Consider the following 15811-nt stretch of genomic DNA (forward strand, 5'->3'; position numbering starts at 1 on the left):
TTCAATCACGTTGCCCCACAGTACAAGTGGTTTATCACCCACCTTCAGCGCCGTTGAGCTTGCACCGCCAGAGCGCCGTCGCTGCCACAAATGTGGTGGCGGATACGCCTGACAAGCATGCGGTTGCGGCGAGTGGGTACATACCCACCCATGACCAACACGCAGCCGCCAGCGAACACGGACAACCAGCGAGAATCGGAATCGCCCGCGGCGGGACAGCCGGACACCGTTGTCATCTTCGCTCCCCTGCCGGTCCTGACCGTCACCGTGGAGAACCGTTCCGGCGAGGCCGACATCCATGTCCACGCCGGGGGCCAAGGTGTGTGGCAGTCACGTATGGTGTCCTCCCTCGGCGTGCCGGCCGTGCTGTGCGCCGCGCTCGGAGGGGAGACCGGGTCGGTGCTCGGCCACCTACTGCCCGCGACCGATGTGACCGTCCGAAGCGTCCCGGTCAGCTCCCGCAACGGGGCCTACGTGCACGACCGTCGCACGGGCAGCCGGGAGATCATTGCCGAGAGCCCAGGCAGCCCGCTGGACCGCCACGAACTGGACTCGCTCTACGAACTCACCCTCACCGAAGGCCTCACCCACGGTCGTGTCCTGCTGTCCGGGCCGCAGGACGACCGGGTGGTGCCCGCCGACCTGTACCGGCGCCTGGCCACCGACCTCGGTGCCAACGGGTGCAAAGTCGCCGCTGACCTCGCCGGCGAACGACTCGAGGCGGTGCTCGCGGGCAAGCCGGATCTGATCAAGGTCAGCCACGAGGAACTCCTCGACGACGGCCGGGCGAAATCCGAGGAACCCGAAGACCTCGTTGAGGCCATGCGCTCTCTGCGCGACGAGGGCGCGGGCACCATCGTCGTGTCACGGTCCGGGGCGGCACCCGCGTTGGCCCTGCTCGATGGCCAAGACTCCGACGGTGCCGTCGTGGAGATCGTGATGCCGAAGTTGGAACCCGCCGACCCAGCCGGCGCCGGGGACTCCATGACGGCGGGGATGGTCGCCGCGCTGGCGAGCGGTCGCCCACTACGCCAGGCGTTGCGGATCGGTGCGGCTTGCGGAGCGCTCAACGTCGTACGCCACGGCCTGGGCACCGGCGGCGCCCAAGCCGTGGAGACCCTCGCCGAACGAGTCGAGCTGCGCCCGTGGAAATAGCGGACTCGGGTGTGAAGCCGACGGCCGAGGAGATGGAGGAAAACAGGTGCCACGTGCATTGGTGACCAACGACGACGGGATCGACTCGCCCGGCCTGCACGCTTTGGCCGCCGCCGCACGAGAGGCGGGCCTGGACGTCATCGTTGCCGCACCCGCGGAGCAGGCCAGCGGAGCGAGCGCGGCGCTGAGCGCGGTCCGCCACGAAGGCCGCACGCTGGTCGAGCGTCGAGAGGTGCCCGGCCTGCCCGGCGTCGAGGCGTGGGCGGTGCAAGCGCAGCCCGGACACATCGTCGCCGCGGCGCTCAACGGGTGGTTCGACCCGCGCCCGGACCTCGTCCTGTCCGGGATCAATCACGGCGCGAATGTCGGTCGCGCCGTGTTGCATTCGGGCACCGTCGGCGCAGCGTTGACCGCGAAGATCAGCGACACCCGTGCGCTGGCGGTGTCATTGGATGTAGCGCTGCATCCCACCGGCGAGCGGCATTGGGAGACGGCGGCCGGTCTCGTGGCGCCGGTGTTGGAACTGCTGCTGGATGCACCGGAAACCACCGTCCTATCCCTGAACGTTCCTGACCGCCCGGCAACCGAACTGGGACCGATCCGCCACGCCCGTCTGGCACGGGGCGGGGCGGTGCAGACGCGTGTGGACGAGGTGCGCGAGGGCGACGTGCGGATGGCGGAGGTCGAAATCTCCGATGAACCCGAGCCCGGTACCGACAGCGCGCTGCTGGCTGCCGGGCATCCGACGCTCACGGAGCTCAGGTCCGTCGAGGCGCACGACAGCGGTCTGGTGCACAGCTGGCTCGAGGCGGTAAACGGGCGAGGCATGTCCTGAGGCCGGCGGGGCAAAGTGCTTACAGCCTGAATCCCCCAGTGGCGCAGCAGTATTGCGTTGCGCTGGCGGTAACCCTGTGTTCTTGGTTGTCCCCGGCAAGCGGTATCGCGCAACGGTGATACGTGTCCGAGTTTCGCCGCTGGCTGAGATTCGTCGTCCTTTGCTGTCGATACCCGGCGGCCCACTCAGCGCTGTCGCAGGAGTCCAGGGCGGCGTCAGGGGTTAAGCTCGAATTAACCCCCATGGAGAAATCCGAGATTGTTGTAAAGGCGTGCCGTTCCTAGTGTGATCTGCGTAATGATCAACGAAGGATGTGACATGCCAGAGGACACAGCTGCTCCCCTCAGCCGGGGTCATCGCGATTCATGGTCCGGCGACGTACACCCAGGCCGCCGGCCGTTTTCTGCTGATTCCGGACCAAACTGCGGCACGCGACGACTCAGTTGGCCCACCAGCGCCGCTGCGTTCCCCGGTGATGTCACGTCGATTCCCGGGCAGCACCCCCGGCCAGTGTGGCCGCCGAATCGTCCTTCGCGCCACCTCCCTGGAACTGAGAGAAAGCCATGACCTCTGTCGAAGTACTGCCACTGATCGCGTTGGTGGCCATGTTCGTCATAGCGACGTTCTTCCCCATCAACATCGGCATCCTGGGCTTCATCGGCGCCTTCGGCGTCGGGGCGTTCATGCTCGGCTACGACGACAAGGAAATCCTTGCCGCGTTTCCGAGCTCGATCGTCCTGACGATCATCGGCGTCACCTACTTCTTCGGCATGGCCAAGAAGAACGGAACCATCGACCTGATGGTGAACGCCTGCATCCGGGCCGTCCGGGGCAAGGTCACCATCGTGCCGTGGGTGTTCTTCTTTTCCGCCTCAGTGCTCACCGCGTTGGGAACGTTCAGCCCGGCCGCGGTCGCGCTCATCAGCCCGGCGGCGATGTCCTTCGCCGCCAGGACGAAAATGAGCCCGCTCGTCATGGGCATCATGACCATCAACGGAGCCCACGCCGGGGCGTTTTCCCCCATTTCAGTGTCCGGCGTCCTGGTCCGCGACATCGTTGAATCCAGCGGTCTGACCATCAGCCCGTGGACCCTGTTCTTGTCCAGCTACGGGATCAACCTGCTTCTCTCCGTGCTCACCGTGATCGGTTACGCCGCACTGGCCCGGACCCGCAACCTGGAGTTCAGCGCCACCGGCTCCGCGGCGGCGGCCACCGGCAACCCTGGCGGAACCGGTGCACCCACCGTCCGTCCCGCCGCACCTACCGGCGGCGGCGCGTCCGGGGGGACCGGCACCCAGGTGCTCACCCGCCCTGCACAGACCGATGTCCTCGTCGAGACCCAGGTCCACCCGGTGACATTCGTCCAGAAGCTGACGCTGTTCCTGATCGCCGCGGTCCTCGTCCTGGTCCTGGTGTTCCACCTGCCCATCAGCTTCATCGCCATCGCAGCAGGCGCAATCCTGGCCTTCACCGACTTGTCCAAGCAGAACGAGGCCATCGCAGGAATCAGCTGGTCCACCGTCCTGCTCGTCGCCGGCATGGTCACCTACATCTCGCTCATGCAGGAGATCGGCACCATCGACCACCTGGCGGAAATGGCGATCACCATCGGCGCTCCACTGGTCGTCGCGGTCGTTCTCTGCTACGTGATCGGAGTGACCTCGGCGTTTGCCTCCTCCACCGCGCTGCTGACGGCCGTGATCCCACTGGCACTGCCGCTGCTGCAGACCGGCGCCCTGCCCGTCGTCGGTTTGGTTGCGGCGCTGGCCATCTCAGCCACCGTGGTCGACGTGTCACCCTTCTCGACCAACGGCGCGCTCGTGCTGGCCAACGCCCAGGGCATCGAGCGGCCGCGGTTCTACCGCCAGCTGCTGCTCAACGCGGGCATCGTCGTCGCGGTGGCACCGGCGCTGTGCTGGCTGCTGCTGGTCGTAGCGCCCGGCTTCCTCTGATCGACCCTGGATGAGGGTTTAGCTCAGCTGAACCCTCATCCACACATTCCTGATTGTTCTTCACCCCGATCTGCGCCAGGCTGAATACACGGCCACTTCGCAGCTGCATCGGGTCAACCAGCATGGCCACTTCATCCGAAAGGAAGGAACCGATGTTCACTCTCCGAGGAACATGGATGCGCGGAGGCACCAGCAAATGCTGGCTGTTCAACGCAGTGGACGTCGATCCGCTGCTGACCCAAGCAGGCGGCCTTGACGCGATGCTGACCTCGGCCTTCGGGTCGGGCGACCCCCGCCAGCTCGACGGCGTGGGCGGCGGTAGTTCGACAACCTCCAAGGCGGCCATCGTGCGCCGCTCCGAGACCTCAGGGATCGACATCGACTATCTCTTCGCCCAGGTCGCCATCGGTGAACGCCGGGTGGAGTGGGGCAGCAACTGCGGCAACTGCGCCACCGCCATCGGCCTGTTCGCCCTGCAGTCGGGGCTCGTCGCGGTGGATCCGGTGATGACCACGGTGCGGATGCGCAACCAGAACACCGGCGCTGTACTCATGGCGGAGATCGCCACGCCGAACCGCGCGGTCCCCACCGAGGGTGACGCCACCGTGCCCGGGACCAGCGCCCTCGGTGTTCCGGTGGGCTTGACGTTCACCGGCCTTGCCTGCTCTATCGGCACGCTGCTGCCCACCGGCAACACCGTCGACCGTGTGACGGTGGCGGGGGCCGGCTACACCGCCACTATGGTCACCGCCGGCGCGCCGGCGACGTTGTTCGACGCCTCGGACGTCGGATTGACCGGCGCCGAGGACAATTCGGTCGTCGCCGATCACGTGCCCCTGCTGGTCGAGCTTCGGCGGGCATCGTCGCTGCGGATGGGACTGAGCCAACCGGGTGATCCGATATCGCATGCCATCCCGAAGGTGGGAATCGTCGGTCCGCCGCGGGACTACCGGACCAACACCGGTGAGTTGATCAGCGCGGGCGACTACGACGTGTCGGTCCGCATGTTGTCGATGTTGGCCCCACATCCCGCAATCGGGCTCACGTCTGCCGTCGCCGTGGCAGCGGCTTCGACCGTCAGAGGCGGAACTGTATCCTCGGTCATGACTGTGGGCCAATCAAATTCGATCCGTCTCGGAACACCGGCCGGAGTTCTCCACGTCGATCTGACCGCCTCTGTCGACGGCACATTGGACTCGGTGACCTTGCACCGCGCGGCACGCCGCATCGCCTCGGCCGAGCTGTTCGTGACCGAACCCGCTCGAGACCTGATCGGCGCCGCCCGATGATCATGGCGTTCTGAAGCCATCCTCCAGGCGGTGAGCTGCCGCCGCACTCACCGCGATGGCTTCCTGCGCGGCCGGGCTGAGCCGCCGCTCCGCGAGGTGCGCGATCAAGATCCTGCGTTGAGGGGGCCGCGCCAGAGCGATGGACCGGACATCCGGCCGCGGGTTCAGAACCGCCAGCCGGGGAGCAATCGCAACACCCAACTCGACGGCCACCATGGCCTGCAGCTCACCGTAATCATGCGCGAATACACTGGTGCGCGGTGTGAAACCGCCTTGCTGACAGAGTTTCTCGAGGGTCTGCGCTACCGGGTGATCGTCTGCGCGCACCACCCACGACTCGTCCCGAAGTTCTTGGATCCGAATAGAATCCCGGTCGGCGAGGCGGTGCCGATCCGAAACCAACAGCATGGTGGGATCGTTCATCAAGTGGTGACAGACAAGCGTCGGGTCATCGACGCGATTCCACTCGTAGTCCCAGAGCAGCGACAGTTCCGTCTCACGCCGCCGCAGTGCGTCCACCAGCTGATTGAAGCGGCCACTGAGGACTGTCAGTTCGACACCCGGGTGGCGGGTCTTGAACTCCTTGACCACGAGCGGCAGCAATGACGCCCCCGCTGTCGGGAACGTCCCTATCGCGAGTACGCCGGCACGCAGGCCCCGAATCTCCGCCAATTCGGCGTCTGCGGCTTGGAGCTCGATCAGGATGCGTTCAGTGTGGCGGACTACCGCACGGCCGGCATCGGTCAACACGATCCCGCGGGAATGTCGCTCCAGTAACGGCTGTCCAGCCTCCTTCTCCAGCTTCGCAATCTGCTGTGACACAGCCGACGTCGTGTAACCGAGCGCTTCTGCGGCCGCAGTGATCGACCCGTGCTGAGCCACCTCACGAAGGGTGAACAGCCTGTTCATGTCGAGCATGTCGACCTCCGTGGTATCGGCGAACCAATGCACCTCCGACCGGCGCGGTTCCGGCACCCCAGGTTACGGCCGAGCTCTTGGTGCACCGCACGAGGACCCACTGTGCCTCGCGGCGGGTATCACTCCGTGCGAGCCTTCGCGTAGCTGCGGATGGTGAACTACGTCGGCGGGCCGTACCGCGCAGGAGTCGGCGCGCCCGGTGTGCGTGTTTGGCTCGCGGCGCGCCGGCGCCTCGAACCCGACGCTGGTGTAAGCCTTGTCCGGGACGCGGGCCGGGTCCTTGTAGATGGACCATGTACACACCGGGTCTTGCCCCTGGATCGGCGGATCGATCACCCGAAGTGGGAAGCCGAGTCGCGCAATCGGGGCACGTTGTTGCAGTTGGCAGCAATGCGCGCAGTACAGGCACACACCCGTGCGGTTCCAGGCCCAATCATGCCGTTCGGTGGTCACCGAACGTGCACCGGCCGCGTCCGCCGGGTGCGCCGCAGCAGGGCCGACCGGTTCCGGTGCGTAACTTCTACCACCCGATCCACAGGGGGCGAACGTGATCACCCACCGCGATTCCTCCTCGACGACGGAGAATGCGCCGTCCCGACGTGGACCGGTGAGATGACCGCGTGTCGCCTCGAAGATGTCGAGCACCAATCGTTCCACCGCCTGCGCCCAGGACAGATTGGCGGGGTGGTACACCCGCGCGGAGCGCTCGTACATTCCCGCGAGCAGGATGTCCCACAGCTCGCCGATGAACGCCTCCCCCATGGCGGCCGCCGCGACGTCGAAGAGCCCGCAGATGGTGTCACAGGCGCGGTCGTGATGGTGCTGCCAGGTGCCACGCGCCTCGTCGAGGAGACTACCTGCCATGGGGGCGTCGCCGTTGTGGCATGCGTCGGCGAACGCCTCGATGAGGCTTTGATAGGTTGCCCAACCCGTATCAAGGGCGTGATCGCCGATGGTCGAGACGAGCTGGCTCATCGAACGGCTCAGCAGATTTTGATCAATACCGTTGTCCAACAGCACCTGCGGAATCTGATCAAGCCATAACGCGTACAGTTCATAGGCTTCCGATGCCTCTTGGACCGTGATCGCTCCATAGTCTCTGGCGCGGGAGAAGTCGGCCGAGTCCAGCGCGGCGAAGGCCAGTTCATAGCTCGACTGCCCCTGCTCCAGCCAGGGGTCGCTGCGGACCAGGTGTCCCAGTAGGTTGTTGTAAGTCAGTGCCTGCGACAAGCTCTCACGTCCGCTCGAAGTAGCGGCGCTGCTCCCAATCAGTCACCGACTGGGTGAGGAAGGCGTTCATCTCGCCCTGTCCGACCGTGAGCAGATGGTTGTGCACCTCGGCACCGAAAGCACGCTTGGCAGAATCGCTGTCACCGAACAGTGCCAGCGCCTCGGGCAGCGAGGTGGGCAGCTGCGGCAGGTCACGGCGGGCGTAGCCATCGCCGTCAACCAGGTCGGGGAACGGGCGGTGCGCCTCGATACCGTTGACACCCGCCGCGACAGCTGCCGCGATGGCGACGTAGGGATTGACGTCGGCGCCGGGGATGCGGTTCTCCACCCGACGCATCGGCCCCTCGCCGATGACCCGGAACGACATCGTGCGATTGTCGTTGCCGCACGCGACGGTGGTGGGCGCAAACGAGTTCGGTTGAAAACGCCGGTAAGAGTTGAGGTTCGGCGCATAGAGCAGGCACAGTTCGCGGGCGTCGGCCACCAGCCCGGCGACGAACCCGTCGAACAGCGGACTGTCGCCCAACGCAGTGGCACCGTCGCTGGACCACAGGCTGGTGTGGATGTGGCAGGAGCTACCCACGTCGGCGCCGTCCCATTTGGCCATGAACGTGGCCGACTTGCCCATCCTGGTGGCGATGGTCTTGACGCCGAACTTGTAGATGAAATGGCGGTCGGCCATCTCGAGGGCGTCGGTGTGGGTCAGGTTGATCTCCTGCTGGCCGATGCCGTATTCGCATGACAGCGCCTCGATTTCGACGCCGGCAAGTTCCATCTGGTCCACCACCGCGTTGATGAACGGTTCGTTGTTCACCGCCGCCAGCGGATCATAGGCCGCCTTGAAACGCGAGGCCGGCGTCAGGCTCTTGTAGCCGGACTCCCAACTGTCCTCGTAGCTCTGCCCGAACAGGTAGAACTCCAGTTCCGAGGCGCACTGCACGGTGGCGCCGTGTGCGGCCAGGCGGTCGAGTTGGCGCTTGAGGATCTGCCGGGGAGCGATCTCGAGGACCGTTCCGTCGGCCAGGATGGGATCGCAGATGACAAACGCGGTATCCGGGATCCACGGCAGCACCCGCAGCGTGTCGAGGTCGGGCCGCAGGAAGCAGTCGGGACCGCCGTTGCTCAGGCCACCGACGTGCTCGAGGTCGGGGTTGAGGTCCTGCTCGATGTCGAGCTGCCACACCATGAGCGGGATGCGGAACGACGAGGGATCGTCGACGTGATCGAGGAAGCGCCGGGCCGGGAAGTGCTCACCGAGAGGGCGGCCGATGTTGTCGGCGGCCACCATCAGCACCTTGGTGATCCTGCCGTCGTCCACCGCTTCGCGCAGCGCCGACAGCGACCACACCCCGCGCCGCCGGCGGTGGCCGTTGGTGCTGGTGGCACCGGTGGTCACCGAGGCATCGAATCGAACTGTCATGAGGTTCTCCTGGAATCGTCCTGAGGCGTCTCGGCGGCCGGCTGGGCCGTGATGTGCTTAAGGTCTACTTTATAGTGGTTTTGTGATCTGGGTCAAGGTTCGCTACTGGCTCAGGTGAGCGTCGTCGCGATGCGGCGCAGCAGTCGCATCGCCAGCAGGTACAGGGTGGGACTGCTCGGCCATTGGGAGATGACCTTCCCGGTGCGGTTCGCGCCGGCCCGGAAGTAGCTCTCCGTGGTCGCCCACACCGTTTTCGCCAGCAGGTTCTGCGCCCAGTCGTTGTAGATGTAGAACGCCGACCGGCGCACCTCGATCCGCCGCTTGCCTTCGCGGGCAGCGCGGGCGATCAGGCCGGCCGAGAATCTCGCTTGCGCTTCGTAGAACGCCACCAGCGGAACGACATTGGTGTTCGGGCCGAACATGATGAAGAAGTTCGGGAAGCCGGGCACCATGGTGCCGAGAAAGGCTTCGGCTCCGTCGGCCCACCGCTCGTGCAGGTCGACGCCGTTCTCCCCCGATACCTTGTAGGTGCTCAGGTACTGATGGGCCTGGAATCCGGTGGCGAGCACGATCATGTCGAGCTGATGTTCTTCGCCGTCCGCATCCACCGCGCCGCGGGCCGACAGCCCCTTCACCGCGTGCGGCACCAGCCTGACCTTCGGGCTCTTCAGCGCCCGATAGTAGGTGTCGCTGATGACGGTCCGGCGGCCCTCCATCGGGAAGTCGGGAGTCAGTAGTTCGAGCAGCTCCGGGCGATCGGACATCTCCTGGTGCAGATAGGCCAGTGCAGCAGCCCGGCGTTTCCTGTTGAGCGCTTTGTCGGGCCGGGCATGCCGGGCCTGGTGCTGGCGCACGTCGTAGTCGACGTACAGCTTGACCCTGCGGTAGGCGTACACCGGCCACAGCCGGTTGAGCCTGCGCTCCAGTGGGCTGAAGTCGCGGGCTTCCTTGGGCAGCATCCAGTTGGGCTCGATCTGGAACACGGTGACGGCGGAGGCCACCTTCTCGGCCTCGGTGACGATCTGGACGGCCGAGGAACCCGTTCCGAGCACCCCGACCGATTTGCCCGCCATGTCCAGCCCGTCGCGCCACTCCGAGGTGTGGCACACCGGCCCGGTGAAATCGTGTTCCTCCCGGACGAAGGGCGGTTTGGCGGGTGTGTTGAGGAAACCGACAGCGCTCATGACCGCCGTGAAGCGACCGTGGTCGGCCTGCGAAGCAGTCCTCACGGTGTAGTCCTGGCGTTCGTCAGACCAGCTCACCTGCTCGACCTGCTCGTTGAAGCGCATGTGCGGCAACAGGTCCCACTTCTGCGCGACGTACTGCAGATAGGTCAACAATTCCCGCCAGCCGGCATGGGTGCGAGTCCAGTCGTACCGCTCGAAGGAGAACGAGTAGATGTGTGATTCGAGGTCCACTTCGGCACCCGGGTAGGTGTTGTGCCGCCAGGTCCCGCCCAGTCCCGCTGAGCGTTCGAAGATCACGAAGTCGTCGATTCCCTGTCTCTTGAGGGCGACCGCCGCGGCGATGCCGCTGAATCCGGCACCGATGATGGCCACGCGTGGCCGATAAGCCCCGTCTGTGTTCATTGAGATCACCTTCTGTTCGACTATTTGAGTTGGGCGGACCAGCCACCGTCGACCACGAGTTCGGTGGCGGTGATGAAGGCGGCATCGTCGGAGAGCAGGAATGCCGCGGCGCCGGCCACGTCGGCCGGCATGCCGAGTCGCCCCAGCGGTGTGCGCCGCTCCATGTCGGTGCGGCGCTCGGGCGAGCGCTGATAGATCGGCTCGATCATCGGGGTGAGAATTGCGCCGGGGCACAGCGCGTTACACCGGATGCCCTCCCCTGCCAGCCGCAGCGCCAGGGCGCGCGTCAGCGACACCACTGCGGCCTTGCTGACCTGATAAGCATCCAGCGGAGAGTCCATACCGCGCAGGCCGGCCACACTGGCGACGTTGACGATGCTCTTGCCACTGCCCCGGCGCAGGTGTGGCAGTGCCCCGACGGTGAGCCGCCGCAGCCCGTGCAGGTTGACCCCCAGGGTGTGGTCCCAGACCACCTCGTCCTCGTGATCGACGATGGAGCCGTCCCGGTCGAACATCGCCAGCCCCGCCGCGTTGACCAGGTGGTCCAGCCCGCCGTCGCCCACCTCGGCGAACACCTGCTCGAATCCCTCCCCCGCGTCGAGCAGGTTCAACGGCACATAAGTCACGCCGTCCGGGAGGCTCTGTGCGGGAACTGGATTGACGTCGGTGGCGATGACACGGACACCATCACCGTGGAGACGGCTGGTGATGGCGCCACCGATACCTCCGTTGGCTCCGGTGACCACCGCGGTGCGGGTCATCAGCGGGGCTCCAGAGCATCCGAGAGACGCGCACCCGCGTAGGTCATCGCGTCGGTGGCGGTGGGGAAGATCTCGTCGAGCCCGAAGAAACCGTGGATCATCCCCGGGTATTCGCGGGTGTCGAGGTCGACGCCCGCGGCCTCCAACGCCTGCGCCAGCAGCACCCCTTGCGGTTTGATGGGGTCGCATTCGGCGAGGATGACGGTGGTGGGTGGCAAACCGTGGTGGACGGCGTTCAGAATGGACGCCCGCGGATCGGCGGCGTCGTCTGGGGTCCGGAAGTAGTTGCGCTGGTGCCATTTCAATTCGTCGCGCTCGAGCATCACGCCCTCGTAGTCGTCATCGAAGCCGATCGAAAGGTCGCTGGTGGCGCTCGGGTAGATCAGCAACTGGTGGCGCAGCGGGGGATCGATGGCGCTGTCACGCGCGGCGAGGGCCACCGCGCCGGCCAGATTGCCGCCGGCACTGTCGCCGGCCACCGCCACCCGGGTCAGGTCGATTCCCAGCGCTTGCAGGTCCGCGGTGTCGCTGCGCGCCCAGTGCAGGGCGTCGATCGCGTCGTACACGGCAGTGGGGAAACGATATTCGGGCCCGCGGCGGTAGTCCACCGAGAGCACCGCTGACCGGGACGACAGCGCCAGTGACCGGGTGGTGGTGTCGTGGGAGTCGATGCTGCCCAGCAGCCAGCCGCCACCGTGGTAGTAGAGGGTCAGCGGGAGATCGCCGGACTCGACGGGCAGGTACACCCGACCGCGGATCTTGTCGCCGTCGCGGGTGGGGATCAGCACGTCGACGGCGCGCGCGACGTCGGGCTTGGCCAGGGCTCCGAATGTCGCCTCGAAGTTGGCGCGGGCGGTCTCGACCGGCAGCAGGTGGGCGTTGGGCCGGCCCGAGGCGCGGGCGTCGTCGAGCATTTTCTGGGCTGTCGGATCGATGGGCATCGAATCTCCTTCTGTCGGGCCGCAGTACGGTCAGGTGGTGGCGAAGCCGCCGTCGACGCGCAGGTCGGAGCCGGTGACGAAGCTCGCCTGGTCGCTGAGCAGGAACGCGACGGCCTCGGCGATCTCGGCCGGGTGCGCCCACCGGTTCACGACGGTGCGGGCCGCCAGTTGCGGCGGCAGGGTGGTGGTGTCGCCGTGCTCGGCGGCCATGGGTGTCGCGACGAAACCGGGGGCGATGCTGTTGACCCGGATGTTCTCGCCCAGGGCTCTGGCGGCGGTTTTCGTCAGCATCGCCAGCGCGGCTTTGGAGGCGGCGTACTGCGGGTTCGGGTCGGGGTTGGTCAGCGCGATCACCCGGGTGGCCTCCATCGAGGTGATGTTCACGATCGCGGCGGGAGCGGCCAGCAGGTCGGCGCAGCTGTCGATCACGGTGTAGGCGCCGATCAGGTTGACGTCGAGGACCCTGTGCCAGTTCCCCGCGCCGACACCCCGGAACCCGGTGTGCGCGGGCACCCCGGCGCAGTTCACCACATAGTTCAGGTTGCCCTCCGGAAACACCTGGTGCAGTGCGCTTTTCAGTGCAGCGGCGTCGCGGACATCGACGGCGCGGCCGACCAGCAGATCGTCTGCGCGGCGGTGATGCGGCGCGGTGAGGTCCAGTGCCAGCGTGCGGATACCGGCGTCGGCGAGCAGGGTCGCGGTGGCCGCGCCGATGCCGGACGCCGCGCCTGTGACCACCGCGGAGGTACCGGCGAACGTCAGCGCGTGTGTTCTCATGACGGCCCGTAGGTGGCCGTGTGGGTGTCGAGGGCGGCCTCGAAGCATTCGCGGGGGGCCCGGATGATCCCGGCGCCGATCTGGCCGCCGTCGCGCCCGGCCAGGCCCACGTCCATCACCGGTGAGATGCCGGTGGCCAGCACCTTGCGGGCGTCGATGCCGGTGGGGGTGCCTTCGAAGGCGAACAGTGGAATGCGGTAGGAAGTGTTGGTGCCGTGGGTGATCCGGTACATCTCGCGGTTGCGTTCGATCATCACCTCGGGTGAGCCACCCTGGTAGTCCTGCAGGGACAGCGCGCAGGCCTGCGCGAAACCGCCCAGTCCGACGGTTTCGGTGATCGGCGATTCGCCGCCCATCCAGGTGATCTCGTCTTCGGTGTGCCCGTCGAAGAGCTTGCCCTCGTGCACCGGCGGGGGTCCCTCGAACCAGGTGTCGCCGAGGCCTGCGAGCTTGATGGCGAAGCCCCGGCAGCTGAAGGCCATGGCGGAGACCAGCGTGGAACCCGGGACAGCCATGGCGTCGGCCGAGGCCTTTGCGGCGGCCATCGACAGCCGCAGGAAGAAGTAGTCGTTCTCGGCCAGGTGCAGCATGGTCTCGCGCACGCCGGGAATGCCGTCGGTCACCATGTCGAGGATGGCGGGCAGGATCTCCCGGTTGAACAGCACCGAGGCGGCGGCGTTGCGGCTGTGCACCTCGTCGCCCATGCGCAGGGCGCGCGCGATCAGCGGTTTGAGTGCAATTCCGCCGCGGCGGCGGATGGCCTCGCCCACCACCGGCGCCAGCACCGTGTTGACGTACAGGAGCCGCTCGTGCACCCCGGCGTCGTAGCAGCCGTAGTTGAGGCGGCGCGGTTCTTTGCCCTCGTAGAAGTTGCAGAACCCGACGTTGCCGTGGGTCCGGTTCTCCACCACGAAGACCGGCATCGAGGCGGTGTAGATGCCGGCCAGCGAACCGACCGCGGCGTAGTCGTGACAGCTGCCGATCTCGATGCTGCCGTCGGCGAACCCGGCGATGGCCTCCTGGCGGGTCGAGGCCAGGCCCTCGAACAGGGCCCCGCCGATCAGCGCTTCGCGTTGGCCTCCGGTGTAGTTCTGCCACGGCATCGGCGCACCGGAGGTCAACACCAGGTTGGGCCGGTACCCGGGCAGCACATCGCCGGCGGTGGCGACGTCCACCACCCAGGGGTCGGCGGCGTCGAGACGCCGGAAGGCTTCGTCATTGGCCTGCTCGACGCTCATCTGACCGGCGGCCGGCTGTGTTGCGGTCACCATGCGACGGTCCCCCCGTCCACCAGCAGGGTCTGCGCGGTGATGTACGACGCGCGCGGCGACAGCAGGAATTCCACCGCGTCGGCGACCTCTTCGGGTTCGCCGATGCGCTTGAGCATGGCGTGTGCCGCGCTGGCTTCCTCGCCGCCGGAGACCCGGGCCATCGAGGCACTCATGGGCGCGCGGATGACTCCGGGTGCGACGTTGTTGACACGAATACCGCGGGGGGCCAGCTCTTCGGCGAGATAGCGAGTGTAGGCGGCGATCCCGGCTTTGGTGGCGCCGTAGACGGACGCGCCCCGGAACCGGCCGAAGTGACCGGTGAGTGAGCCGACGTTGACGATCGCGCTGCCCTCGCCCAGCAGCGGGGCAACGGCGTTGGTGACGCGCGCCGTGCCCGCGATGTTGACCTGGAACATGAGTTCGAGCTTGGACTCGTCCAGTTCACCGAGGAAGGAATCGCGCAGTACACCAGCACAATTGACGAGACCGGACACCGTCTCGCCTTCGGCGACGACTTCGCTGACTGCGCGCTGCACGCTGCCGGGGTCGGTGATGTCCATCGCCACTTCGGGGATGTCGGCGCGTTCGGAGTCGCCGCTGCGCAGGGCTGCGGGCAGGTCGGCGGCCACCGGGCGGTACCCGCTGCGAGCCAGCCGCCGGCATATTGCCCGCCCGATGACACCGGCTCCGCCGGTGACGATGACCAAGGTGTTCAACCTCTTCATCCCTTCTGGAGATGTCGATCGCTTGTCGGTCCAGCATGCGACTTAAACACTTAAAGGTCAAGTCTTTAGTTCTTTAAAATGTAAGCGGGGGTTCAGAGATGCAGTGGACTATTGACTGGTTCAAATGCACTTAGAAGCTGCTTGATCGGCTAATCTGAGACCACACCGAAAGGAAGTCGGCCGATGACACTGGAGCAGCTCGAGCTCAGCCGGGTACGGCAGATCCCTGCACATGAGCTGGTGGTCGATCAGATCCGGCGCGCCCTCGAGTTGGGCAGATTCAAGCCCGGTGACAAGCTGCCCACCGAACGCGACCTCTCGGAGATGCTGGACGTCTCGCGCACCGTGGTCCGTGCCGCCATGACCATCCTCGACCGTGAAGGCCTGGTGTCGGTGAAGCGCGGCCGCAACGGCGGGGTCACCGTGCTGGCCCCCCCGCACGACGAGGCCGCGGCGCGGCGGGCGATGCGCGACAACCGGGTGACCCTTCGCAACGCCTTCGACTACCGGGTGATCGTGGAGTCGGGTGCGGCCCGGCTGGCGGCCGAGCGCCGACGCGCCACCGATGTCACCCAGCTACGCAAACTGTTGGCCGCCATGGACGCTCACATCGCCCGGGCACTGTCCGACACCAACACCCCCCACCTCATCACCGAGTGGCAGTCGCTGGATTCAGCGTTCCACCTCAAGATCGCAGAATCCTGCCGCAACGAGTACCTGTTCGATGCCGTGGCCAACGCCCGCCGCGCCATGTGGCTGCCCGTCGGGGCGATCTTCCACCACGTCGAGCCCAACGCCAACGACTTCCACGACGCCATCGTCGACGCGATCGAGGCCAAGGACCCGGAACTGGCGTCGTCGAAGATGACCGAACACATCAACACCACCCGCCAGACGGTGGAGTCCTGGCTGCGCCAGCGCTGACGGTGGGAGGTGGCGGTACCGCCG

At 66.5% G+C, this 15811-nt stretch carries 14 protein-coding genes; 5 read left to right on the top strand and 9 right to left on the bottom strand.

All coding sequences use genetic code 11. The annotated features are described in order from the left end of the window. The first annotated feature begins 150 nt into the window (after window positions 1-150). From AC3A6P_RS27230 to AC3A6P_RS27245, 4 genes are all read left to right on the top strand, one after another. On the top strand, window positions 151-1155 hold the full coding sequence (locus tag AC3A6P_RS27230; protein WP_487695254.1) for a 1-phosphofructokinase family hexose kinase: 1005 nt from the start codon (window positions 151-153) through the stop codon (window positions 1153-1155). Between the two features lie 46 nt (window positions 1156-1201). Beyond that, window positions 1202-1990 (top strand): 5'/3'-nucleotidase SurE, encoded by a 789-nt coding sequence (gene surE / locus AC3A6P_RS27235; RefSeq protein WP_487695256.1) that lies wholly within the window; start codon window positions 1202-1204, stop codon window positions 1988-1990. A gap of 563 nt (window positions 1991-2553) precedes the next feature. Next, window positions 2554-3942, top strand: a complete 1389-nt coding sequence (locus AC3A6P_RS27240) for an SLC13 family permease (protein WP_487695257.1) — start codon at window positions 2554-2556, stop codon at window positions 3940-3942. 152 nt (window positions 3943-4094) lie between these two features. After that, window positions 4095-5231, top strand: a complete 1137-nt coding sequence (locus AC3A6P_RS27245) for a PrpF domain-containing protein (protein ID WP_487695258.1) — start codon at window positions 4095-4097, stop codon at window positions 5229-5231. Here AC3A6P_RS27245 and AC3A6P_RS27250 read toward each other — a convergent pair whose 3' ends face one another. The 9 genes from AC3A6P_RS27250 to AC3A6P_RS27290 all read right to left on the bottom strand — a co-directional run bounded on the left by AC3A6P_RS27250 (window position 5232) and on the right by AC3A6P_RS27290 (window position 14854). Next, window positions 5232-6149, bottom strand: coding sequence for a LysR family transcriptional regulator (locus AC3A6P_RS27250; RefSeq protein ID WP_487695260.1), 918 nt, complete (start codon window positions 6147-6149; stop codon window positions 5232-5234). It abuts the gene before it with no gap. Window positions 6150-6212: 63 nt separating this feature from the next. Further along, window positions 6213-7379 (bottom strand): hypothetical protein, encoded by a 1167-nt coding sequence (locus AC3A6P_RS27255; protein ID WP_487695262.1) that lies wholly within the window; start codon window positions 7377-7379, stop codon window positions 6213-6215. Between the two features lie 4 nt (window positions 7380-7383). Further along, entirely contained in the window at window positions 7384-8799 is a 1416-nt protein-coding gene (locus tag AC3A6P_RS27260; protein WP_487695263.1) for a glutamine synthetase family protein, read from the bottom strand. A 110-nt stretch (window positions 8800-8909) separates the two neighbouring features. After that, window positions 8910-10388: a flavin-containing monooxygenase gene (locus AC3A6P_RS27265; RefSeq protein WP_487695264.1), complete on the bottom strand. Its 1479-nt coding sequence runs from the start codon at window positions 10386-10388 to the stop codon at window positions 8910-8912. 20 nt (window positions 10389-10408) lie between these two features. Then, window positions 10409-11149: an SDR family NAD(P)-dependent oxidoreductase gene (locus AC3A6P_RS27270; RefSeq protein WP_487695266.1), complete on the bottom strand. Its 741-nt coding sequence runs from the start codon at window positions 11147-11149 to the stop codon at window positions 10409-10411. Next, on the bottom strand, window positions 11149-12090 hold the full coding sequence (locus tag AC3A6P_RS27275) for an alpha/beta hydrolase (RefSeq protein WP_487695268.1): 942 nt from the start codon (window positions 12088-12090) through the stop codon (window positions 11149-11151). Before AC3A6P_RS27275 ends, AC3A6P_RS27270 begins: the two co-directional genes overlap by 1 nt. Window positions 12091-12120: 30 nt before the next feature. Beyond that, on the bottom strand, window positions 12121-12867 hold the full coding sequence (locus AC3A6P_RS27280; RefSeq protein WP_487695269.1) for an SDR family NAD(P)-dependent oxidoreductase: 747 nt from the start codon (window positions 12865-12867) through the stop codon (window positions 12121-12123). Beyond that, window positions 12864-14135, bottom strand: a complete 1272-nt coding sequence (locus AC3A6P_RS27285) for a YlbE family protein (RefSeq protein WP_487695271.1) — start codon at window positions 14133-14135, stop codon at window positions 12864-12866. The genes AC3A6P_RS27280 and AC3A6P_RS27285 overlap by 4 nt, the downstream gene beginning before the upstream one ends. Next, a complete protein-coding gene (locus AC3A6P_RS27290) occupies window positions 14132-14854 on the bottom strand; it encodes an SDR family NAD(P)-dependent oxidoreductase (protein WP_487695273.1) in 723 nt (240 codons plus the stop codon). The genes AC3A6P_RS27285 and AC3A6P_RS27290 overlap by 4 nt, the downstream gene beginning before the upstream one ends. 192 nt (window positions 14855-15046) lie before the next feature. Here AC3A6P_RS27290 and AC3A6P_RS27295 point away from each other — a divergent pair, with 192 nt between their 5' ends. Beyond that, window positions 15047-15787 (top strand): FadR/GntR family transcriptional regulator, encoded by a 741-nt coding sequence (locus AC3A6P_RS27295; protein ID WP_487695275.1) that lies wholly within the window; start codon window positions 15047-15049, stop codon window positions 15785-15787. Window positions 15788-15811: the final 24 nt, after the last annotated feature.

This window comes from Mycobacterium sp. Soil_C_30 (assembly GCF_057656995.1).